This is a genomic window from Cyanobium sp. ULC082 (assembly GCF_977927535.1).
The window spans coordinates 1,097,990-1,117,735 of record NZ_OZ376397.1 but is presented as its reverse complement, the minus strand read 5'-3'; the positions used below and the strand labels follow the sequence as shown (position 1 = coordinate 1,117,735).

The window sequence follows — 19,746 nt, the reverse complement described above, 5'->3', positions numbered from 1 at the left end:
TCACCCCCCTGGCAACCAATCGGTTCCCTCGGGGGTGATCAGCACACAGCGATCCCTGGCCCGGGTCAGTCCTGTGTAGAGGGATCGTGGATCAGGATGCTGGGTGACTGGCATCAGCAGGCAGACGGTTTCGTATTCACTCCCCTGGGCCTTGTGGATGGTGAGGGCAAAAGCAGCGGCGGCTCCTTCCAGCCGGGCTGGGTGAATCAGCTTCGGCTCCGCTGGCGTCCTGCCGCCTGCAGCCGCGAACAGGACAGCCCCTCCGGATGGCTGCACCACCACCCCCACGTCTCCATTCGCGAGATCTGCCTCCTCCTGATTGCGGGTGCAGATAACCGGAGTGCCGGGGGGCCAGCGCGAAGGTCCACCGTTGAACCGTTCCCCCAACAGCCGGCGGTTGAGTTCTTCCACCCCCCATGGCCCCCGCCGCAGAGGGGAGAGCACCATGAAGGCCTCAAGTTGCTGCAGCAACACGTCTGCTGTGTGGGGATCATCGAGGCTGAAGCCTTCCGCCAGGCGGCGCAGTTCCCGCTGCTGCTCCAGCATGCGTTTCTCCAGTTCCAGCGGCAATCGGAGCGTGGGGCTTCTCAGCCAGCTGAGGTTGTCAGCCGGGCTGAGGCGATCCAGTCGCTCCAGGACAGCGGAACGGTCCCCATGGCGCAGCAGCGAGGCAACGCCGGCAATGGCACCGGCATTGCGATAGGTGGTGCCGAGCTCAACGGCAGCCTCGCCCAGCTGTTGCCAGCGCTCCGGTCGATGCAGTTCGCTCAGGATCGCTCCGGCTCCCACCGGTGGCAGCTGGGCCGGGTCTCCCACCAGCAGAAGCTGGGCCTGGGGCGGCAGGGCGTCGAGCAGGGCGGTTGCCAGGTTGAGGTCGAGCATCGACGCTTCATCGACAACCAGCAGATCGACGGCGAGGGGATGATTGCGGTTACGGCCAAACCGCTCCCCATTGCTTTCGAGCAGGCGGTGAAGTGTGCTGCAGGGCAGGGCCCGCAAGGCCAGAGCCAGGCTTTCCGGCAGCACGGCGCAGCGATCTTCGATGGCCCGCTTCAGCCGGCTGGAGGCTTTGCCTGTGGGTGCTGCCAACCAGGTCCGCAGCCCTGGGTTGAGGCTGATCACCGCCGCCAGCATCGCCACCACGGTGGAGGTTTTCCCGGTTCCGGGTCCACCGCCGAGCACCACGAGCTGATGCTGCAGCAGGGCCTGCAGGGCGCGTTGTTGCTGCGGGTCGAGCCCGTTGCGAAGGCTGATCTCTGCTGCGACCTGGCTCTGGGCTGCTGCTGTTACCAGCTCAAGGCGGGGAGCAAGGGCCCGCTCCTGGAGAGCCGCAAGCACCGATTCCTGCTGCTCGTACCAGCGGCGCCAGGCGATTCCTCCCGTCGCCGTTGCCACGAGCGGCGCTGGTGGATCAGCCGGATCACTGCTGACTGCCGCCAGGCCCGATCGCTTCAGGGCGGCGCCGTGGCCGGCCGGCCAGGCAGCGGCGGATACCCCATCCGGGGGTGGGCCAGTCAGGTCGAGTTCCAGTTCCCCACGCTCCAGGGCCGAGGTGAGGGCCCTGATCAGTTCACTCAGCAGGGGGTCGGGCGCCACTCCATAGAGCCGGGGCAAGGCTTCGGCCATCGCCTCCGCCAGGGGACCGTGCCACGGCTGTTGTGCTCGACCCGCCGGCACGGCTGCCGTCATCGCTGGCCATCCCGCAGGAGCGCATCGAGGGATTCAAGCCTGGCCAGATCGACGGACTCCACCAGCATCCCGGGCACGAAGCTCCCTTCCGCCGCCTGCCTGGGAAGGGGGCCCGGCACACCTCTCAGGAACACATAGACGTAGCCCCCCAGGTGCTGACTGGCCCTGTAACCCGGCAGCCGCCAGTCGAGGTAGCGATGCAGGGCAACCAGATACAGATGGCCCTGAAGCAGGTAGTGGTTGCTGCGCATCAGCGCTGCGATCGACTCCTCGCCGTAGTGGCGCGGCCCGCAGGCCAGCGGCTGGCCCGCCTGGTCCCGTTCGCCCAGCCAGTTGCTTTTCCAGTCGGCCACCCACCAGCGCTCCGCCCCGGCGCTGTCGGGGGCGGTGAAGACCAGGTCCATCGAACCGGTCAGGAACCCCCGGCTGGCCACCGGCAGATCGGCCAGCTGGTCGGCATAGGTGGGCGCGGCCGCCAGAGGCTGTTGCCGGAACACCCGGGCCAGGCCGGAAGCCCGCACCAGCTGACCTTCGCCGCTCGCCAGCGGCAGATCGAAACCCATTTCATTGAGCCGTTGGTTGATCGGCAGATCAGCCAACCGGAACGCCCCCAGGGCGCCGCCCATCGGCGTGAACCGCAGCTGATCCAGGAACCGGAGTACGGCGTCCCGTTCACCGGCTTCGATGCCGGCCCGTGCCAGCTCCCGTTCCACCAGCTCCGCCTGGGCAGGGGTGTTGGCGGGCAGCTGGTGGTCCACCTGCTCCAGGATGCGGTGGAGGCAGTCTCCAGCTCCGGCGCCCCGGGGGAAGAAGGCCAGTGGCCCCTCCCCGGCCCAGATCGAGCGGGACGCCTGGCCTGGGCCCACCGCCAGGTCTTCTGCCGCCACCGCATCGCTGATCCCAGCGCTGATTCCATCGGTTTCGCGTCCTTCCTCCAGGGCGATCGGTCCAAGACTGGAGGCCGCGCCATGGGTCCAGCTGGAATAGCTGCTGCGCCCCCAGCCATCGCCAAGGGACCGCTCGGGTCTCGGCCCGGTGGCCAGCACCCCCTGGGGGGAGGGGGGCTGCCAGCGTTCCGCCTGGTCCGCCGCCTCCGGTGGGGTGATCAGCTGCAGCCCGCGGATCTGCTCCAGGTCGATGCGCCGCTGGATGGGGGCGAGATCATCCCCTTCAGACGGAAGGGGGAGCGTGGGAAACAACCAGGGCAGCAGCGGATTGAGGGCCTGCTCCTTGGCGGGCCCGTAGCAGAGGATCAGCAACTGCATCGCCCGGGTTGCGGCCACATAGGCCAGCCGCTCGGCTTCCGCCCCAAGCTCCTGCCGCTCCTGCTGCAGCGCCGCGAGGCCATCGCCCCAGCAGGCATTGCGATGCAGGTCGAGGCGTACCTGCTGTTCCCCCGGCGGCGTCCAGCGTCGCCCCAGGCTGCTGGCGCCAGCACGGCCGCGGCTGCTGCCGGGCGCCTGCCAGAGATAGGGGCAGATCACCACGGGAAATTCCAGTCCCTTGCTGCGATGCACCGTCACCAGACCCACCGCGGAAGGAACGGTCGCGCTGTTCGGCTGGTGCTTCTCCGGCAGGGTCGCCGGGGGGTGATGCCGGCGTCGCCGCAACCAGTCGGCGGCGGCCGCCGCCCCGAACCGTTCCTGATGCATGCGCTCCTGGACGAGCTCGGCGCACTGCTGCAGATCCGCCAGCAAGCCGCCCCGCAGGGTGATCTCCGCCAGGGTCTCCGCCCGGATCAGCTCGCCCAGGGCGGCCAGCAGCCCGCGACTGGCCAGGTCGGCGGAGAGGCGGGCGACCTGGCCGGCCAGGGCGTCCCAGCTGCCGGGGCTGGCCTCGGCGATCTGCTGGGCGCTCCAGCCCAGCAGGGGGGAGGCCGCCAGCAGGCGCCGGCTTCGAGCCTGGCCAGGCTTCGCCAGGGCATCCAGCAGCCGCTGCAGCACCGCCGCTCCTTCGCTCAGGAAGACATCCTCCTTGCTGACCAGCCGTGAGGCCACGCCTCGCCGCTCCAGGGCCTGGCGCAGCGCCTCCGCCTGGTCGTGGCGGCTGACCAGCAGGCAGATGTCCTGGGGCAGGAGGGCACGGCAGCGATCACCCTCCCGGACCTGGATGCCCCGCCCCAGCAGCTGAACGATCAGGCAGCCCACCTGCTGGGGCAGCTCCCGCTCCAGGGCGCTGCGACTCGGCAGGGGAGCATCAGCCACCGTGCCGCCAAGCCAGAGCAGTTGCAGGGGGGAGTCGCCAGCCGGCAGGGACAGGCTGATTCCGCCGGAGCGTTCGGCCACGACGGCGGGAACCTCCAGGCCGGAGCGTGCCAGCCCCTTCGCCATCAGTCCATTCAGCGAGGCCACCAGGGGTGCCGAGGCGCGGAAGTTCGATCGCAGTACCACCACCCGGGGGGTGATCTGTCGCACGGCCTGGTACGTGGCCAGGTCACCGCCCCGGAAGCGGTAGATCGCCTGTTTGGGGTCGCCCACCATCACCAGCAGGTGATCCGGCCCGTCTCCGGGCAGCGATGGGTTCAGGAAGGCCTGCCGCAGGATGCGCCACTGAATCGGATCGGTGTCCTGGAATTCATCGATCAGGGCAACCCGATAGCGATGCGCCACCGCAGCGATCAGTTCCCGGTGGGCCGTGCCCTCCAGGCCTGGATCCAGCCCCCGGAGCAGATCGCCGTAACTCATCCGGCCGCTGCGCCTCCGCCGCTCTGCCACCTCCCGACGGGCCCAGTGGCAGAAATGGGCGAGCATCGCCTCGGCAGGCCCATCCACCAGGCCCGCAACAGCCTCCATCAGGGGGCGCTCCGGCAGGGAAACAGCCGCTCCTTCCCAGCGACTGGCCTGCTTGGTGAAGGGGCCCGGGTGGAAATAGTCACTGAGGCCGTTCGGATCCTTCACCGTGTCGGCGTAGGACCCCATCCCATCCCCCGCCTGCTGGGCGATCAGCCAGTTGGAGAGCTTCCGGTGGCGGTCGATCTTCGGTTTGAGCGGATACTCCCTGGAGGTTTTGGCACCGAGCGACTTCCAGTGGGCCGGGGCTGCCTGCAGGGCCCCATAGAGGAGCTCCCCTCTGGTCTGCCAGAGCTGGACGAACGCGTTCCAGAGCTGGTCCCAGAGGTTGATCAGCTGGCCAGGCAGTGGCAGCTCGGCCTGGAAACCGCTCGGCAGGGGGGCAAGACCCAGGGCCGCATCCCCCTCCAGCTGGGCCAACAGGCTGATCAATCCCTTCAGGCTCACCCCCCGGCGCCTGAGCCCATCGAGCAGGTGGCTGGGCAGGGGCAGCATCTGCTGCTGCCAGTAGTCGTGGCAGATCTGCTCGACCAGGGTGTTGGCATCGGTGTCCAGCTCGACGTCGGGGCCGAGCCCGGCCTCCAGCGCCTGGCGTTGCAGGGTGCGGCGACAGAATCCGTGGATCGTGGTGATGTCGGCGGCATCGAGGTCTTCGAGGGCCAGCAACAGCCGTGCCCGCAGCCGTGGGCTGGCCTCGATGCTCCCCTGGCTGGCGAGCCAGGCCCGCAGGACGTCGTCGATCCCCTCGATCCCAGCGGCCTCTCCAGCCGCCGATTCCAGATCAGCGATTCCCTGCAGCGCCTGCAGCAGTCGCCGGCCGATGCGATCCCTGAGTTCGGCGGCAGCGGCATCGGTGAAGGTCACCACCAGCAGTTCCCGCAACGACAGCTGCCGTTCCACCACAAGCCTCAGCACCAGGTGGGCGAGGGCAAAGGTCTTGCCGGTGCCGGCGCTCGCTTCCAGCAGCAGCACACCGCCTTCCAGACCCACCCCGTTGGCCTCGAAGTCGACCGGTGGCGCTCCCGGCTGCGGCTGGAGCTGGGTCATGGTTCTGACCGCAGGGCCAGCAGAGGGGTCTGGAGTTCGATCGACAGCTCATGGAACGGCCCGAACGTCCCCGCCACAAGCTCCCTGGCGGTTGTGTCGCGGCCGAAGCAGAGGCTGATGGCCGGGTCCTCCCGTTCCGCTCTCTGGCCGAAGCCGCTGCCTTCCCAGCAGGCCGTGGCCTTGGCAAGACCGGTGCCGGGGCTGGCGAGCTCCGCTTCGGCATAGGCCCAGCCGGTGGCCGGTGGCACTGGCCAGCAGTGGCTGCGCTGGTGCCAGCCCAGCCACTGCTCCAGGATCGAACCGGCCTGAAGGGAAGTTGGGGGGCGGAGCTTCTCCACCACCGCAAAGGAGTTCTCGTGGCGGGCGACCAACACAGCACCCGAGGTCTGGGCCCCACAGGCGCCCGAGAGGATCAGCTGCAAGGCCAGCTCCAGGCGATGGGAGGCCTGGGCTTTGCTCGTTTTGACCAGCACGAGCGTGGTGTCATGCCAGAGGACGGTGGCCTGCAGGGGCTGGAGCGAAGCCAGTGGCGGCTGCCAGTGGTGCGTCTCCTGGTGGGGGGTGCCAAGACGTTCCAGACACTGCTTCAGCGAACCCCAGCGTTCGTTAAGGGCCTGGGCTTCGAGGATGCCGGCCGCCAGCGGGGGCAGCAGGCCACGCCCCCGGGTGCGCTGGATCCAGTCCGGCGGATCGGCTCCGCCTGGGGCGGGATCCGCATCCAGCACGCCACGAAGCAGGGCGGCACGCTGCCTTTCATCGAGTTCGAGGTCTTCGAGATCCTCGATGGCCTCGCTCCATTCCCGCGCCTCCAGGCCCAGGCTGCGAAGCCAGTGATCCTGGGGCCTGATCAGCCAGTGGCGGAGATCGCGGTAGGCCTCCTCCGCTTCCAGCCGTTCCGTTGCCGCCGCGACGCCAGGTTCGCCCCGCACGTTCCGGCCAGGACCCCGCAGGATCAGGGGTGCGGTGGCCCCCTCCCATCGATCAGTCCCTGGTCCGAGGCTGCCTAAGCGCTCCAGCTGCTGCAGCACCCTGAGCAGGCGCTGATCACAGCTGGCGGGCTGGCGCCCGTCCTCGACCAGAAAGTTCCGGCGATCGAGCGGACTGGCGGGATGGTTCACCAGCAGGGAAGCCGCCGCTTCCTCCCCCAGTTCCGAGCGCACCAGCTCCAGCCACTGGCGCACCGGAGCAGCCGGTGCAATCGGTTCGCCGCTGTGTTCCTCGCGGCAGTTCCAGCAGATCAGCAGATGATCCCGGGCCGAGAGCAGCGCCTCGATCAGGCCGTAGCGGTCTTGATCGGCGCTGTGGGGATCACCCAGGCGGCGGTGGTTCTCCATCAGATCGAAACCCGGCCGTGTCCCCTGGCGGGGAAAGGCCCCGGCATCGAGTCCGATCAGGACGATCACCCGGTGGGGGATGGCGCGCATCGGCTCGAGGGCACTGATCGTGAGAGCACCGCTGCGGTGCCCGAAACGACCGCTGTCGGCTGAGAGACGTTCCTTCAGCACCGCGGCCACCACTGGAGCCGTGAGCTGAAGGTCGCAGCTGGCCGCGCTCTGATGCCAGCTGGCGATCGCCTCCCGGATGGTCTGCAGTTCCCAGGCCCGATCTCCACCATCACCGAACAGGAGCGTGAGCAGCGGCGGCAGCCGGGCGGCCCATTCGGCGGCGCTGTGGGCGCGGGCCAGTTCAGTCAGCACCTGCCGCAGGCTGGTGAGCAAACGGATCCAGCGACCCAGCTGTTCGACCGTTCCCCCCAGCCGGTGGGGAGCGCAGTCGCCGACCGCCACTCCGGCTTGATCGGGCAGGGCCAGGCCGAGCAAGAGGCGATCAATCGCCCAGGACAGGCTGTGGCTGGCGTTTCCTCCGCGCTGTTCGGCCGCCAGTCCCCAGCGGAAGCCGCAGGTCTGGAGCGTGGAGCTGAGGGCGGCGGCTTCGCCCGACTCGAGCTGGAAGTGCTCCTGCAGCGCCGTGTTCTGGAGCAGGGTCTCGAGCGCGCTGGCGGTGAGCCGCTCACCCCCCAGCAGCAGCAGTTGCAGCAGTGCCGCGCTCAGGCCCGCTTCCTCCTGCTGGCTTCGGTCCGTGAGTCGCCACGGCAACACCACGCCGGTGGCTGCCGTGTCGCCGAACACGGCGGCCAGCAAGGGAGCGAGTCGGTCCACATCCGGCGTCATCACCAGGATGTGACGCGGTTCCAGGCTGCTGTCCTCGGCCATCAGCTGCAACAGGCGGTCACGCACGATCTGGACCTGCCGCAGCCGCCCGGGACAGGGGTGGAACTCCAGGGAGCGATCCCCCGCCCGCCAGCTGAGTGCCTGCGGAGCGGCTCCCTCCACCAGTTGTTCCTGGAGCTGCTCCAGCAGCCGGGGGCTTCGCCCCTGCGCGGTGGCGGCCGTGGCGGGAAGAAAGAACAGGTCCCGTTCCTGGGCACAACCGAGCTGGGCTTCGCCGGTTCCCTCCAGGAGCTGCTGAAACTCCCCGCCCAGGCGACCGAAGCGTCCCTCCAGAGCCGGAGCCTGAACCAGCCAGTCGAGGGCGAAGGGCTCGGTGAGAGCCACGGCATCGCGGAGCTCCTGGCGCCGTTGGCTGCAGCGCTGCCACAGGTCGCGACAGGGGGTCAGCAGGTAGATGTCGACCGGCAGAACAGCCGAGAGGGCCTGGAGCAGTTGCACCTGGAGTGGGGCGCCGCTGCTGAGACCGAACAGCCGCAGCGTGCCCGTCAGTCCTTCCACCCGGGCGGTGCCAAGGCGCAGCCGCTCGATCGCCTCGATCAGCCTGAGACCGAACGGCTGCACCCCAAGACGGGCCTGCAGCTGGCGGAAGAGCAGTGGTTGCCAGCGCTGCAACTCGGGCAGCGGCTCGCCGCGATCATCGCGGTCTTGACCGCCCGACCAGGTCGCCAGCATGGCCGGCCTGTAGAGGGTGAGATCGTCGAGGCTGTCGGCGATGGCCCGGCCCAGCTGCCAGAGCGGGGCGTCGAGCCGTTGGCTGTCACCGCGACTCTGCAGCCAGCGCTCGAGCAGAAACGCCTCAGGCGCCTTGGCCAGCTCCGGCAGCAGCTCCAGCACCGGCCAGACCAGATTTGTGGCACGCCAGGGATCGTCGGCCGCGGCAGCATCGTCGAGCAGGTGATTGACGATCTGACGCAGACGGCTGGCCGGAAAGGGAAACCGCAGATTGGCGACGATTCCACCCAGCTCCACGGCGAGCTGTTCCCCCAGCCAGCGGCTGGTGGGCCAGGTGTTCACCACCACCTGGATGGTTTCCCAGGGGCTGGGAGGGTCGAGGCGGAGCTGCTGGGCCAGCAACTGGGCGAGAAACTCGGCCCGGTTGCTGCGATAGACCGTCAGCAAGGGCAGGGGGCCAGGAAGGATCGCTCCAGCTCCTGCCTGATGGTCCGGTCGTCCGGGAGCGAGCCCGCGCCCGGCACGCTGACTGTGTCGCCGGTTTCGGGGCAGTAGGCCGTCAGCCGCCCCCCGTAGCAGGCTCCTGTGTCGATCATCACGATCGAATTGCGGCGGCGTTTCACGACCTGCTCAGGGGTGTGGCCGATGATCACGTCGCCGAAACGTCCGTCGTAGGCCCGCCAGAAGGGGGCGCGGATTCCCAGATCAGGCTTCCAGGTGGATGGATCGAAGCCGGCGTGGGTCGCTACCCAGCCCTGGCCCCAGTACGCCAGCGGGAGGGAAGCGAGCCGGCACCGCCAGAACCGGCACTGCTCCGTACCGAGCTGGCGGAAGGTGTCGGACCCGGCCAGGCTGCGGTTTCGGATCGAATCTCCCCGGCTCAGTGCATCCAGCAGCTTCTGCTCGTGGTTGCCGCGCAACCACACCGCCCGACCACTCTGGACCAGGCTCCAGCCCAGTTCCATCGTTCTCTGGATCTGGGGCCCACGGTTGATCAGATCTCCACAGAGGATCAGCCGATCAGTCCTGGGGAGCCTGGAGATCAGTTCTGCGAGGGCCTGGGCGCAACCATGGACATCACCGATCACCCAGTGGGGCTGATGGGGCGGTGCAGACGCCATGGAACGGGCGGGTTGAAGAAGCTTGCGCTCTTGAAGTCTGAACCTTCGAGCGCCTTTTGTCAGTTTTGCCGCCTGCCACCGGTTCACTGGCGCTGGTACCGTCCGCCCAATGTCTTTGCAGGCCCATGGATCCAGCCTCCCTCTCCGTTTCCCAGAGGGTCAATCTGCTGGTGAAGGCGCTGAATGGAGCAAAGCGCACCAACGAGGCACTGGCTGCCTGCACGGATGGGGAGGCCATGGTCGAGGTGCTGCTCGATGCCTCATCGCGGCTCGGACTGCGGCTCAGCCGCAACGACCTGCTCGCCACACCGCCGATCCGCGACTGGATCTGGTGGAAGAACAAGGAGGCCCTGCTGACGATTGGCGATCAGCGGCCTCGCCATCAGCAGGACGGCAGGGACACTCCCGCTGGCAGACCCTCCGAGGGACGTCGACGCTTCCTCGGCCTGTTCTGAGATCTCTGCAGGAATTCAACCGATTTCAGGGTCGCCCCAGGGCTGTTCGCTCTGACAACATGGACAGAGATTTGCGTCAGCAACCCAACACCTTGATCCCCACCAATCTCCATTGGCAGTCGAACGGTGAACTTCACCCGGAGGATCTGGAGCGTCTGCGTGAGCGCTTGTTGGCTGATCGGGCCCTTGACCACCGCCAGCAGAGGCACCTGGCCGGCTGGGTGGTTGAGAAGCAGCGCCAGGTGGCCTAGCCGGCGGCGGCCAATGGATCCGGAATGGTGGCACTTGGGGCCAGAAAGCTCCCTTTCACCACGAACTCAAGGCGCAGCTTGAGAAAATCGATGAACTTCGGATCGGTGGACACCACGGCTGAGGCCGGTTTCGGAAGGGAGGCGGCAACGCTCTGAAGATCGACGGAGGCAAGAAATGCCGGGGAGCTGATCAGCCAGAAATCGATCGGCTTGTTCCCCTCGGCGTAGTTCCGAACCCGCTCCCGGAGCACTTCTTCGAGCGGCTCCTCCTCCGTGAGGAAGGCTGTGCTGGCGGCTACGAAGAAATAGGTGGTCGGCGTTGAGGCGCTCATGGGCTGATGCCACCAAACAGGGGGTCGTGGCGAGGATTCTGAACCAGGGCCTTCATCTGCCGCACCGCCTCCTGCAGCCCCACCGCCAGGGCCCGGGCCACGATCGTGTGACCGATGTTCAGTTCCTCCATCGCGGCGATCGCGGCGACCGGCTCAACATTCTGATAAGTGAGGCCATGGCCGGCGTTGACCCGCAGGCCGAGCTGACCGGCCAGGGCGGCGGCCTCGGTGAGCCTGGCCAGTTCGCGGGGCTGCTCCGGCCAGCTCGCTTCCGCGTAGGCGCCGGTGTGGAGCTCCACCCAGCGGGCACCGCACAGCTGGCTGGCCTCCAGCTGGGCAGGCTCCGGGTCCACGAACAGGCTCACGGGAATGCCGGCCATCTGCAGTCGCTCCACCAGGGCCTGCAGGGCCGGACGCTGGGTCAGCACGTCCAGCCCTCCCTCGGTGGTCACCTCCTGGCGCTTTTCCGGCACCAGGGTGATCATGTCGGGCCTGATCTCCAGGGCAATCGCCTCCATCTCAGCGGTGGCAGCCATTTCCAGGTTGAGCCGGCTGCGCACGGTGGCCCGCAGCAGCTCCAGATCCCGGAGCTGAACATGGCGCCGGTCTTCGCGCAGATGCACGGTGATGCCGTCGGCTCCCCCCAGTTCCGCCAACAGGGCGAAACTGACTGGATCAGGCTCCACGGTGCGGCGAGCCTGGCGCACCTGGGCAACGTGGTCGATGTTCACGCCAAGGCTGGCCACGGCAGAAGCGGGATGGTTTGCCTGATCCTATGGATTGAATCCGGGCCGCAGCGGCAACTGCCCGTCGGGTGGATCGGCGGGGAGCCTGTCCCCCTAGCTTGCCGATAGTTCCGTGATGGCAGGTGGCCGTGAGCTCGCGGCAGCAGATCAGCCCGACAACCGAGCCAGCCGAAGGGCCGGCAACCGGGCCGGAAACGGTGCTTGCAGCCGAACCATCGGCAGCTGAGCACGCCCTGATCCGTCGGGAGCGCCGGATCTGCTTCGGGGTCAGCCCGGCCCTGGCTCCACTGGCCATGGCGGTCACCCAGGATCTGGCCCTGCCATGGCAGTTCAGCCGGATCGAGCTGCTCGGCACCGAGCACCTGCCCCTGCACGGCGCCGTGCTGCTGGCCCCCACCCACCGTGCCCGCTGGGATGCCCTGTTGCTGCCGCGCGCCGCCGGCCGGCGCGTCAGCGGCAGAGACTGCCGGTTCATGGTCACCCAGACGGAGATGAAGGGAATCCAGGGCTGGTTTCTGCAGCGTCTGGGCTGTTTCCCCGTCGACCAGGGCCGGCCGGGCACCACCACCCTTCGCTACGCAGTGGATCTCCTCAGGGTCGGCCAGCAGCTTGTCGTCTTTCCGGAAGGCCAGATCCGTCGCCAGGATGGTCCGATCCGGTTGCATCAGGGTCTGGCCCGGCTGGCTGTCCTGGCCGCCAGCCAGGGGGTGGTTGTCCAGGTGGTTCCCGTTGGGATCGGCTATGAACAGGAGCGTCCGCACTTCCGGAGTCGGGCAGCGCTTTGCTTCGGCCCCGTGCTGAGCGTGGAAGGCAGGGGGCGTGTGGCTGTGAAAACCCTCAACGAACGCCTGGCCCTGGCCATGCAATCAGCCGAGGAAGCGGCCCGTCTGGCTTTGGGGCGTCCGATCGACGCCCTTTAGAGTTGATCAGAACTTTTCGATCCTTCCACGTGCGCTGGCCCCCTGTCGCCCTCGGGCTTGCTCTGGCGGCAACCCTCGCCCCCGTCGTTTCCATACCGGCCGCCTCGGCCCAAGCGGAACCCCAGAAGGTGCTTGAGGGCGCTAGTGTCGGTTTCAACCTTGCCTCGATCAACGGCCTGCTGGTGCGAGGCGACGCCGCCGTTGCCCGCGGCGATCTGGCCGCGGCCCGCAAGGACTACGACCTCGCCCGTGACGCCAGCCTGCGGCTACTCGGTTTCTATCGCGACCTGAGTGGATCCTTCCGGGGCCTGGATGCACGCATCCCAAGGGAAATGGACCAGAAGGGCCGTGAATCTCTGGAAACCCTGGCCCAGGCCAACCTGCGGCTGGCGGCCCTGCTGCGCCGTCAGAACCAACCGGAGGTGGCGGTGCCGCTGCTGGTGGAGGTGATCAAGATCATGACCCCGGCCCGGGAGGAAGGGCGCAGGGCCTACCAGAGCCTGGTGGAGCTGGGCTTTGCCACCACCCCCTACACGGCCGGAGAACCGGCCCCTGCCACCACCGGCAGCAAGTGATCGGCTGATCCGTCCGTTCCCTCTGACAATCCGCTGAGCCAGGGATGGAGCGATCAGCCAGCCATGGCGCCCCAGCTTCTAGATTCCCGTTCTGTGAGTTCCGACGAGAGCATGGTGCAACCGAATCAAGTCAGAGCAGCGATCTGGAACAGCTTGCCGGATGCCCAGGTTGAGGTTGACGATCTGACCGGAGGGGGAGACCACCTCCAGGTGAAGGTGATTTCCGCCGCCTTCGCCGGTCTTTCTCGCATCAAGCAGCATCAGCTCGTTTACGGAGCCCTGCGCAGCGAACTGGCCAGTGAGGCCATCCATGCCCTGGCTCTGCAGACCTCATCCCCTGGCTGAGCCCGGCCCAGCTTCCTTCAACCTTTCTGATCCCCACCCCCAGCAGCCCATGGAACCCACCGTTGAGCAACGCATCAAGACCCTCGTGACCAGCGCTCCGGTGGTGGTGTTCATGAAGGGCACGAAGTTGATGCCGCAGTGCGGCTTCTCGAACAATGTGGTTCAGATCCTCAACACCCTTGGGGTGTCGTTCGAAACCTTCGACGTGCTCTCCGACCCTGAAATTCGCCACGGAATCAAGGAATTCTCCGAGTGGCCAACCATTCCCCAGGTGTATCTGAATGGGGAGTTCATCGGCGGCTCCGACATTCTCATCGAGCTGTATAACTCTGGTGAGCTGCGCGAAACCCTCGCGGTGGCCCTGGCCTCCTGAGGCCCTGCTGGCGATGCCCCTGTCGGCTCAGTGGTGACCGCTCTGGTAAAGGGTGCTGAGATCACCACCGGGTCCGATGAAACCAGAGGGATCGAGGATCCAGCGATCGATCAGTTCCTCCAGCCTTCGCTGGGATTGGGAATCCAGCACGGCGGTGCGCCGCAGGGCGTGCAGGTAGCCATCGGCATAGAGCCGCAGTTCCGATGGGCTGTGGTAGCGGCTCACCAGGTCCTGACAGGCATCGCAGAGTGACTGGAAGTGGCGAATGGCCTCAGGATTCTGCAGCGCGGTCATGGTGAGGCGTTCGGCCGGTGGGGGGGACTGAAGCAGGGGTGGCAACGACCTGATCGTCGGAACCCGGATGCCGAGTAGCTTAGGGATTCCCTAGGGATCCGCTGTGGAGCTGAGGCCCAGCCTGAATTCTGAACATCCACCCCAGGCCGAGGGCCAGGGGCCTGGAGAACGGCGTGGTTCCGCTTCACCCCTGAAGCGCATTCTGGTGGTGGATCCCCACCCCACGCTTCGCACGGTGCTGGCCCAGCGCCTCAGGCAGGATGGCCATCTGGCGGCTGCTGTGGCATCGGCCACCGAGGCGCTCCAGCTCTGCGAAGACCAGATGCCGGATCTGCTGGTGAGCGCCGAGTTGCTCGAGGAGAGCTCCGCGCTGCGGCTGGCGGCCCATCTGCGCTGCCCGGTGATGGTGCTCACCGCCCGAACCGGTGCGGATGCCGTGGTGGCCATGCTCGATGCCGGCGCCGATGACGTGCTCCGCAAGCCCTTCGGTCTTGAGGAGCTGGCGGCCCGGTGTCGCAGTCTGCTGCGGCGGAGCGGCAGTGGCCTGCAGGAGAGGGTCTGTGTGGGCCCGCTTGAAGTGCATCTGCTGCTGCGCCAGGTGATGCTGCGCGATCAGCCTGTCGAGCTCAGTCCGCGGGAATTTGCCTTGCTCTGCGCGCTGCTGATGCCGCCAGGCATGGTTCGCAGCCGCCAGGAACTGCTGCGGATGGCCTGGCCCCCGTTCAGTGGTGGCCCCCGCTCCGTCGATACCCAGGTGCTCACGCTGCGGCGCAAGCTGGAGTTGGCGGGTCTGGGAGAAGGGGGAGGAATCGAAACCGTGCGGCAGCAGGGGTATCGATTCAGTCTTGAAACCCTGCCGGAAGACGGCGATTCCCAGTCTGGCAACCTTTCGCTGCGCCAGGTTGCCAGCGCTGGCTGATCAGCCGGCCTGGGCAGGCAGGAGCCAGGCGAAGCTGATCCCTTCGCCGATCAGCAGCAGCAGGCTGAGCATCGCCAGGGTCCAGTAGGTCCAGGCGGGGGTGATCCGTCCAATCCCCCTGGTGTCGAGCCCGGTGGATTGCTGGAAGCGCATCAGAAAATCGGCAAAGCGTTCCAGGCGTTGCGGCAACAGAAAGTGCTCGCCTTGTCGGGAGCGGATGTAGTGAACGGTGCCGCCCTGGCTGGTGGTGATCGGCACCAACCGGCCGACCTCGCTCCAATCCAGCCGCCAGCCCCGGCGGAACAGCCAGGCGCACCATCGTGGATGACCCACCCGGATGGCATCGGATTCGAGCACCACCTGTTCACTCAACATGGCCAAAACCAGCACCAGCCCAAGCATCAGGGCAGCCAGGAGCCATACCCTCAGCTCCGGCGGTGCCAGCACAGGCAAAGGACCCACCAGGGAGAGATAAAGCAGCAGAAGGGTGGTGCGGATCAACGGAGCGATCCGATAGGGCTTGTTGTCTGGGGGGCCGATGACCGGCTGAAGCTCAGCCATCAGTCAGGGGGAGAGGGTCGCCGGAGAGCCCGAACACCTGCCGCTCCTGACCCTTCCAGAACGGGCCCATCCGCATCAGATCGGTGTGGGCGTCCTGGATGCGCAGCAGGTATTCGTCAGATGTCATCGAGGCCTTCTCCTCTTTGAGCTTGCTGAGCCTCAACTGCATCAACAGCCAGGGTTTGGTCAGGGCTCCCTTTTCTTCAAGGTACCGGGCCAGGTCCTGCGAGCTGGGCGTTTCAGACTGTCCCACCTGGAAATATTGCGAACTGTTTCAATCTTAGTTTCCTGGCCGGCAATCCGTGGAATTGGGTCTTCGGGTTTCCGCCTGTTTGCTCAGTCCGGCAGGGCCCAGGGGTTGAGCCCCAGGTCGGCGCCCACCCGGTGGGCGCAGGCGAAGCCGCTGAAGGCCACGGCGTTGAGCCCCTGGCCGGGGAAGCAGGAATCCCCCACGCAGTAGAGCCCGGGGATGCCGGTGCGGTTGAACGGCATCGGCAGCAGGCCAGGCAGCCGCAGCGCCGGAATCGGGCCGTAGCTGCCCTGGTGCCGGCCCAGGAAACGGCGGTGGCTGCGGGGCGTGCCCACTTCCCGGTGGGTGATCGCCGCGCCGAGGCCCGGCAGAAAGGATTCCAGGCGACGGATGAGGCGATCGGCGGCGGCCTGCTTGGCCTCGGCGTAGGCCGTGGGTCCCAGGCCTTTCCAGTTGTCAATCGCCGACGGGGTGAAGGCATGCACGATGTGATGGCCAGGCGGTGCCAGGGACGGGTCCAGCAGGGTGGGAATCGAAACGAACACCGTGCCCTGCTCCGCCTCCATCTCCTCCCAGTGCTCCAGCAGCAGGTGGTGACAGTGGCTGCCGGCGGGAATCAGCTCCGCCTTCACGCCCAGGTGCAGCGAGAGGAACGAGGCTGAGGGTTTGTAGCGCCGCCGCCAGACCGTCTCCGCCGCCGGTGTGTGGGCGGCATCCACCAGGCTGCCGAAGGTGTCCCAGCGGGTGGCATTGGAGATCACCCGCCGGGCGCGGATCGTTTCGCCACTGGCCAGCTCCACGCCCACCGCCTGGCCGCCCTCCAGCACCACCTTGGTGACCCTGCTGCAGTAGCGGATGGCGCCGCCGTGGCGCTCCAGGCCACGCACCAGGTGTTCGGCGATCGTGCCGACGCCGCCCCTCGGGTAGTTGATGCCGCCGGCATGGCGATCGGAGAACACCATGCCGGCATTGATCATCGGCGTGCGATCGGCCGGCATCACCGACCAGCAGAAGCACTCCATGTCGATGAACCTGAGCAGCGCCTGATCCTTGATGTGGCGGCGGGCCACATCGCCCACGTTCACCGGCAGCCAGCGGGCCAGCCCCAGGCAGGCCAGGGGTTCTCTGAAGAACACCTTGGCCAGGTAGGCAGGATCCTCCAGGGAGAGGAGCGGCATGGCATCGAGGCAGCGGAACACCTGCCAGCAGGTGTCGTAGAAGGCGCGGATGCCGGTGGCTTCGTGGGGGAACAGGGCCGTGAGCCGGGCGATGAAGCTGTCGTAGTCGCGATCGACGGCCAGCTCAAGGCCGCCTGGCAGGTGGTAAGCGAGCTGGGCCGGGTCGGGGATGGTGTCCTGCCGTTCACCCACGTCCGCCAGGGCGCGGGTGAGCAGGTTGGTGTGCCCCTTCTCGCCGAAGCCGAAGATCATCGAGGCCCCCACATCAAAGGTGTAGCCCGCGCGCCTGAAGCTGCCACCGGAGCCGCCCGGGATCAGGTAACGCTCCAGCACCAGCACCTTCGCCCCCTTGGCCGCCAGCTGGCTGGCGGTGACCAGCCCGCCGATGCCCGAGCCGATCACCACGGCATCCAAGGCCCCGCCTCCCGCCGCCGGGGAGGTGTTGCCGCTCGTCTGCTGCACGGAGATGTTGCCGGTGCGCCGAGGCTAGGCAAGCGCCAGGTCGGCCCCGGGGGTGGCCGCCAGCGGCGCCGCGATCGGTGCTGCTGAAGGTGCCGCGAAGGGGGCCAGATCCGCCAGGGCCCGATCCCGGTAGGCGCCGTAACGGCGGCGTTTGTCGCGGATGCGCTCCGGCAACTCCGGCATCAGGCCGAAGTTGGGCGGCATCGGCTGGAACCGCTCACTGGGGGCGGAGGCGATGAAGTGGGTGAGGGCGCCAGCCATGGTGGTGACAGGCAGGCAGATCGGTTCCTGGCCCAGCGCCAGCCGGGCGGCGTTGGTGCCGGCCAGCCAGCCGCCGGCCACCGCCGCTGCATAGCCCTCGGTGCCGGTGATCTGTCCGGCCGCCAACAGCGAAGGGCGCTGGCGGAACTGCAGGGTGGGATCCAGCAGCTGAGGCGCTTCAAGGAAGGTGTTGCGGTGCATCACGCCGAAGCGCACGAAGCTGGCGTTCTCCAGGCCGGGGATCAGGCGGAGCACCCGCTTCTGCTCGCCCCACCTGAGGTTGGTCTGGAAGCCCACCAGGTTCCAGAGCTGGCCGTCCTTGTCTTCCTGGCGCAGCTGCACCACCGCATAGGCGCGCCGGGCACGGCGCACATCAGCGTCGTAGAGGTCGCCCCAGCGGGGATCCCACAGACCGATCGGCTTCAGCGGCCCATAGCGCATGGTGTCTTCGCCGCGGCGGGCCAGCTCCTCGATCGGCAGGCAGCCTTCGAAGAACGTGGCGCTTTCCTGCTCGAAATCCTTCAGTTCCGCCTGTTCGGCGCCCAGCAGCGCCTCGCGGAAGGCGAGGTACTGCTCCCGGTTCATCGGGCAGTTGATGTAATCCGCGTCGCCCTTGTCATAGCGGCTGGCCCGGAAAGCCCGCTGCATGTCGATGCTCTCGCCTTCCACGATCGGGCTGGCGGCATCAAAGAAGTGGCACTCGGCGCGACCGGTGAAGGCGCGGAGCTGCTCGGCCAGGGCGTCACTGGTGAGTGGACCGGTGGCCAGCACCGTGATTTCGGCAGGTGGTGGCAGTTCCCTCAGCTCGCGCCGCTCGACGCTGATCAGGGGATGCTGCTCCAGGGCGACGGTGAGGGCTTCACTGAAACGGCCCCGATCCACGGCCAGGGCCCCGCCCGCAGGAACGGCATGGGCATCGGCAGTGCCGATCACAACCGAACCAAGTTGGCGCAATTCCTCCTGAAGCAACCCGGCGGCCCGGTCGCTGGAGAGGGCTCCAAAACTGTTGCTGCAGACGAGCTCTGCGAATTCGCCACTGTGGTGGGCGGGGGAGCGGCAGACCGGCCGCATTTCCCACAACCTCACAGGCACACCGGACTGGGCGATCTGCCAGGCCGCTTCAGTACCGGCGAGGCCGGCACCGATCACCTGGATCATCAGGCGCGGGAGCGCTTGAGCATGAGTTGGAGCTGGCCGACGGCCGCCCGTCCGATGTTGAACACAGCCCAGCTGACAGCCAGCAGGATCGGGGCTGAAACCAGCAGAAGCCTTGCGTCCATCGGGTCCAATGCAGGGTGAGGTGATCCTACGGACCCGAGGACCCCGTTGAGGACAATCCGGAGCGGGTGGGGCGAACCTGCAGTGGGTCCCGAAACCGATCCAGGCTGGATTTCAGCGTTCAAAGCCCGTTCGATCGCTCCTGCCGGCATGGGCGGCGGCCAATGTCCTGTAACGGAGGGCATGGTGGCGTTGGTCGGACAGTTCTGCCGCACTCAGCTCACGGCGTGGCCTGGCAGGCACACCAGCCACCAGCGTGGCCGGTGGCACGTCACTGGTAACCACAGCCCCTGCCGCCACCAGGGCCCCTTCTCCCACGGTCACACCGTTAAGAACGATGGCGCCGATACCAATCAGGCAACCATCCTTGAGGACGGCCCCATGGACCACGGCCCGATGGCCGATCGTGACCTCCGCCCCGATCCAGACGCCCTGGCCTGGATCTCCGTGCAGCACCGCCCCATCCTGAACGTTGCTGTTCTCGCCCACCACGATCGAGCAGAGATCGCCGCGGGCCACGGCCAGCGGCCAGAGGCTTGCTCCAGCCGCCAGGGACACGTCGCCAATCAGCACGGCGCTGGGTGCCACCCAGGCCTCGGGGTGGACGTTGGGCTCAGGCCAGGGAGAACGGTCTGCGGTCACGGATCGGAGCCTTCGACAGCATGACCATTGTGGTCAGGCAAGTTTTTGGGATGGCCTTCAGCCGGAGGATCTCCGGTGCAATGGGGAGTGCATTCCCCTTGTGATACGTTCGCTGCTGGCCCATCCGGGCGGGTCGCTAGCTCAGCGGTAGAGCACTCGGCTTTTAACCGATTGGTCCTGAGTTCGAATCTCAGGCGACCCATCTCTGAACGGCGAACGTCCTGGCGGTGATCCAGGCAAGACGCCCGGGAACCTCCTGCTGATCAGGAAACGCCTCTTAACAAAACGCAACAGCGTGTTAATCTTTGTCAGACAAGCCGCGCAAGCGGGTCCGCAGGCGGCTTCCGCCTTGCCT

The 19,746-nt window shown here is 67.3% G+C and carries 20 protein-coding genes and 1 tRNA gene; 8 read left to right on the top strand and 13 right to left on the bottom strand.

Features of this window, described 5'->3' with window-relative positions; translation table 11 throughout:
- Genes ACXMDY_RS06000 through ACXMDY_RS05985 form a run of 4 tightly spaced genes read right to left on the bottom strand, consistent with a single transcriptional unit; the run spans position 1 to position 9,549 of the window.
- Positions 1 to 1,689, bottom strand: coding sequence for an ATP-dependent DNA helicase (locus tag ACXMDY_RS06000; RefSeq protein WP_259701669.1), 1,689 nt, complete (start codon positions 1,687 to 1,689; stop codon positions 1 to 3).
- The gene (locus tag ACXMDY_RS05995; RefSeq protein WP_259701668.1) at positions 1,686 to 5,525 is read right to left on the bottom strand and encodes a UvrD-helicase domain-containing protein; all 3,840 of its coding nucleotides are present in this window, start codon (positions 5,523 to 5,525) and stop codon (positions 1,686 to 1,688) included. The genes ACXMDY_RS06000 and ACXMDY_RS05995 overlap by 4 nt, the downstream gene beginning before the upstream one ends.
- Positions 5,522 to 8,875: an exodeoxyribonuclease V subunit gamma gene (locus ACXMDY_RS05990; RefSeq protein WP_259701667.1), complete on the bottom strand. Its 3,354-nt coding sequence runs from the start codon at positions 8,873 to 8,875 to the stop codon at positions 5,522 to 5,524. Before ACXMDY_RS05990 ends, ACXMDY_RS05995 begins: the two co-directional genes overlap by 4 nt.
- On the bottom strand, positions 8,869 to 9,549 hold the full coding sequence (locus ACXMDY_RS05985) for a metallophosphoesterase (RefSeq protein WP_259701666.1): 681 nt from the start codon (positions 9,547 to 9,549) through the stop codon (positions 8,869 to 8,871). Before ACXMDY_RS05985 ends, ACXMDY_RS05990 begins: the two co-directional genes overlap by 7 nt.
- 125 nt (positions 9,550 to 9,674) lie before the next feature.
- On the opposite strand from ACXMDY_RS05985, the gene ACXMDY_RS05980 reads away from it, so the two are divergent.
- Positions 9,675 to 10,004 carry a hypothetical protein gene (locus ACXMDY_RS05980; RefSeq protein ID WP_259701665.1) on the top strand — a complete coding sequence of 110 codons (330 nt, stop codon included), beginning with the start codon at positions 9,675 to 9,677 and terminating at the stop codon, positions 10,002 to 10,004.
- A 59-nt stretch (positions 10,005 to 10,063) separates the two neighbouring features.
- On the top strand, positions 10,064 to 10,255 hold the full coding sequence (locus tag ACXMDY_RS05975) for a hypothetical protein (protein ID WP_259701664.1): 192 nt from the start codon (positions 10,064 to 10,066) through the stop codon (positions 10,253 to 10,255).
- Here the strand turns inward: ACXMDY_RS05975 and ACXMDY_RS05970 are convergent.
- Positions 10,252 to 10,587 (bottom strand): MgPME-cyclase complex family protein, encoded by a 336-nt coding sequence (locus tag ACXMDY_RS05970; protein WP_259701663.1) that lies wholly within the window; start codon positions 10,585 to 10,587, stop codon positions 10,252 to 10,254. The genes ACXMDY_RS05975 and ACXMDY_RS05970 overlap by 4 nt on opposite strands.
- Entirely contained in the window at positions 10,584 to 11,333 is a 750-nt protein-coding gene (locus tag ACXMDY_RS05965) for a pyridoxine 5'-phosphate synthase (protein ID WP_259701662.1), read from the bottom strand. Before ACXMDY_RS05965 ends, ACXMDY_RS05970 begins: the two co-directional genes overlap by 4 nt.
- A 197-nt stretch (positions 11,334 to 11,530) precedes the next feature.
- On the opposite strand from ACXMDY_RS05965, the gene ACXMDY_RS05960 reads away from it, so the two are divergent.
- From ACXMDY_RS05960 to grxD, 4 genes are all read left to right on the top strand, one after another.
- Positions 11,531 to 12,253: a lysophospholipid acyltransferase family protein gene (locus ACXMDY_RS05960; protein WP_399243888.1), complete on the top strand. Its 723-nt coding sequence runs from the start codon at positions 11,531 to 11,533 to the stop codon at positions 12,251 to 12,253.
- A gap of 29 nt (positions 12,254 to 12,282) precedes the next feature.
- Positions 12,283 to 12,828 (top strand): hypothetical protein, encoded by a 546-nt coding sequence (locus ACXMDY_RS05955; protein WP_259701661.1) that lies wholly within the window; start codon positions 12,283 to 12,285, stop codon positions 12,826 to 12,828.
- Positions 12,829 to 12,939: 111 nt separating this feature from the next.
- Positions 12,940 to 13,173, top strand: a complete 234-nt coding sequence (locus ACXMDY_RS05950; protein WP_259701702.1) for a BolA family protein — start codon at positions 12,940 to 12,942, stop codon at positions 13,171 to 13,173.
- A 49-nt stretch (positions 13,174 to 13,222) separates the two neighbouring features.
- A complete protein-coding gene (grxD, locus tag ACXMDY_RS05945) occupies positions 13,223 to 13,546 on the top strand; it encodes a Grx4 family monothiol glutaredoxin (protein WP_259701660.1) in 324 nt (107 codons plus the stop codon).
- 27 nt (positions 13,547 to 13,573) lie between these two features.
- On the opposite strand, the gene ACXMDY_RS05940 is transcribed toward grxD, so the two are convergent.
- On the bottom strand, positions 13,574 to 13,840 hold the full coding sequence (locus tag ACXMDY_RS05940; protein WP_259701659.1) for a DUF6761 family protein: 267 nt from the start codon (positions 13,838 to 13,840) through the stop codon (positions 13,574 to 13,576).
- 190 nt (positions 13,841 to 14,030) lie between these two features.
- Here ACXMDY_RS05940 and ACXMDY_RS05935 point away from each other — a divergent pair, with 190 nt between their 5' ends.
- Positions 14,031 to 14,759, top strand: a complete 729-nt coding sequence (locus tag ACXMDY_RS05935; protein ID WP_259701701.1) for a response regulator transcription factor — start codon at positions 14,031 to 14,033, stop codon at positions 14,757 to 14,759.
- On the opposite strand, the gene ACXMDY_RS05930 is transcribed toward ACXMDY_RS05935, so the two are convergent.
- The 6 genes from ACXMDY_RS05930 to ACXMDY_RS05905 form a co-directional block, all read right to left on the bottom strand.
- Positions 14,760 to 15,320, bottom strand: a complete 561-nt coding sequence (locus tag ACXMDY_RS05930) for a hypothetical protein (RefSeq protein WP_259701658.1) — start codon at positions 15,318 to 15,320, stop codon at positions 14,760 to 14,762.
- A complete protein-coding gene (locus tag ACXMDY_RS05925; protein WP_259701657.1) occupies positions 15,313 to 15,447 on the bottom strand; it encodes a hypothetical protein in 135 nt (44 codons plus the stop codon). Before ACXMDY_RS05925 ends, ACXMDY_RS05930 begins: the two co-directional genes overlap by 8 nt.
- A 209-nt stretch (positions 15,448 to 15,656) precedes the next feature.
- On the bottom strand, positions 15,657 to 17,210 hold the full coding sequence (gene crtH, locus ACXMDY_RS05920; RefSeq protein ID WP_259701656.1) for a carotenoid isomerase: 1,554 nt from the start codon (positions 17,208 to 17,210) through the stop codon (positions 15,657 to 15,659).
- A 24-nt stretch (positions 17,211 to 17,234) separates the two neighbouring features.
- Positions 17,235 to 18,629, bottom strand: coding sequence for an FADH(2)-oxidizing methylenetetrahydrofolate--tRNA-(uracil(54)-C(5))-methyltransferase TrmFO (gene trmFO, locus ACXMDY_RS05915; protein ID WP_259701655.1), 1,395 nt, complete (start codon positions 18,627 to 18,629; stop codon positions 17,235 to 17,237).
- Entirely contained in the window at positions 18,629 to 18,751 is a 123-nt protein-coding gene (locus ACXMDY_RS05910; RefSeq protein WP_259701654.1) for a photosystem II protein Y, read from the bottom strand. Before ACXMDY_RS05910 ends, trmFO begins: the two co-directional genes overlap by 1 nt.
- Before the next feature lie 112 nt (positions 18,752 to 18,863).
- A complete protein-coding gene (locus ACXMDY_RS05905; RefSeq protein ID WP_259701653.1) occupies positions 18,864 to 19,391 on the bottom strand; it encodes a gamma carbonic anhydrase family protein in 528 nt (175 codons plus the stop codon).
- 130 nt (positions 19,392 to 19,521) lie between these two features.
- Here ACXMDY_RS05905 and ACXMDY_RS05900 point away from each other — a divergent pair.
- Positions 19,522 to 19,593, top strand: a tRNA-Lys gene (locus tag ACXMDY_RS05900).
- The last annotated feature ends 153 nt before the right edge of the window (positions 19,594 to 19,746 follow it).

Coding starts and splice junctions, on each gene's coding strand:
- ACXMDY_RS06000 (WP_259701669.1), bottom strand. CDS start 1,689: ATGACGGCAGCCGTGCCGGCGGGTCGAGCACAACAGCCGTGGCACGGT.
- ACXMDY_RS05995 (WP_259701668.1), bottom strand. CDS start 5,525: ATGACCCAGCTCCAGCCGCAGCCGGGAGCGCCACCGGTCGACTTCGAG.
- ACXMDY_RS05985 (WP_259701666.1), bottom strand. CDS start 9,549: ATGGCGTCTGCACCGCCCCATCAGCCCCACTGGGTGATCGGTGATGTC.
- ACXMDY_RS05980 (WP_259701665.1), top strand. CDS start 9,675: ATGGATCCAGCCTCCCTCTCCGTTTCCCAGAGGGTCAATCTGCTGGTG.
- ACXMDY_RS05975 (WP_259701664.1), top strand. CDS start 10,064: ATGGACAGAGATTTGCGTCAGCAACCCAACACCTTGATCCCCACCAAT.
- ACXMDY_RS05970 (WP_259701663.1), bottom strand. CDS start 10,587: ATGAGCGCCTCAACGCCGACCACCTATTTCTTCGTAGCCGCCAGCACA.
- ACXMDY_RS05950 (WP_259701702.1), top strand. CDS start 12,940: ATGGTGCAACCGAATCAAGTCAGAGCAGCGATCTGGAACAGCTTGCCG.
- grxD (WP_259701660.1), top strand. CDS start 13,223: ATGGAACCCACCGTTGAGCAACGCATCAAGACCCTCGTGACCAGCGCT.
- ACXMDY_RS05940 (WP_259701659.1), bottom strand. CDS start 13,840: ATGACCGCGCTGCAGAATCCTGAGGCCATTCGCCACTTCCAGTCACTC.
- ACXMDY_RS05930 (WP_259701658.1), bottom strand. CDS start 15,320: ATGGCTGAGCTTCAGCCGGTCATCGGCCCCCCAGACAACAAGCCCTAT.
- ACXMDY_RS05925 (WP_259701657.1), bottom strand. CDS start 15,447: ATGACATCTGACGAATACCTGCTGCGCATCCAGGACGCCCACACCGAT.
- trmFO (WP_259701655.1), bottom strand. CDS start 18,629: ATGATCCAGGTGATCGGTGCCGGCCTCGCCGGTACTGAAGCGGCCTGG.
- ACXMDY_RS05910 (WP_259701654.1), bottom strand. CDS start 18,751: ATGGACGCAAGGCTTCTGCTGGTTTCAGCCCCGATCCTGCTGGCTGTC.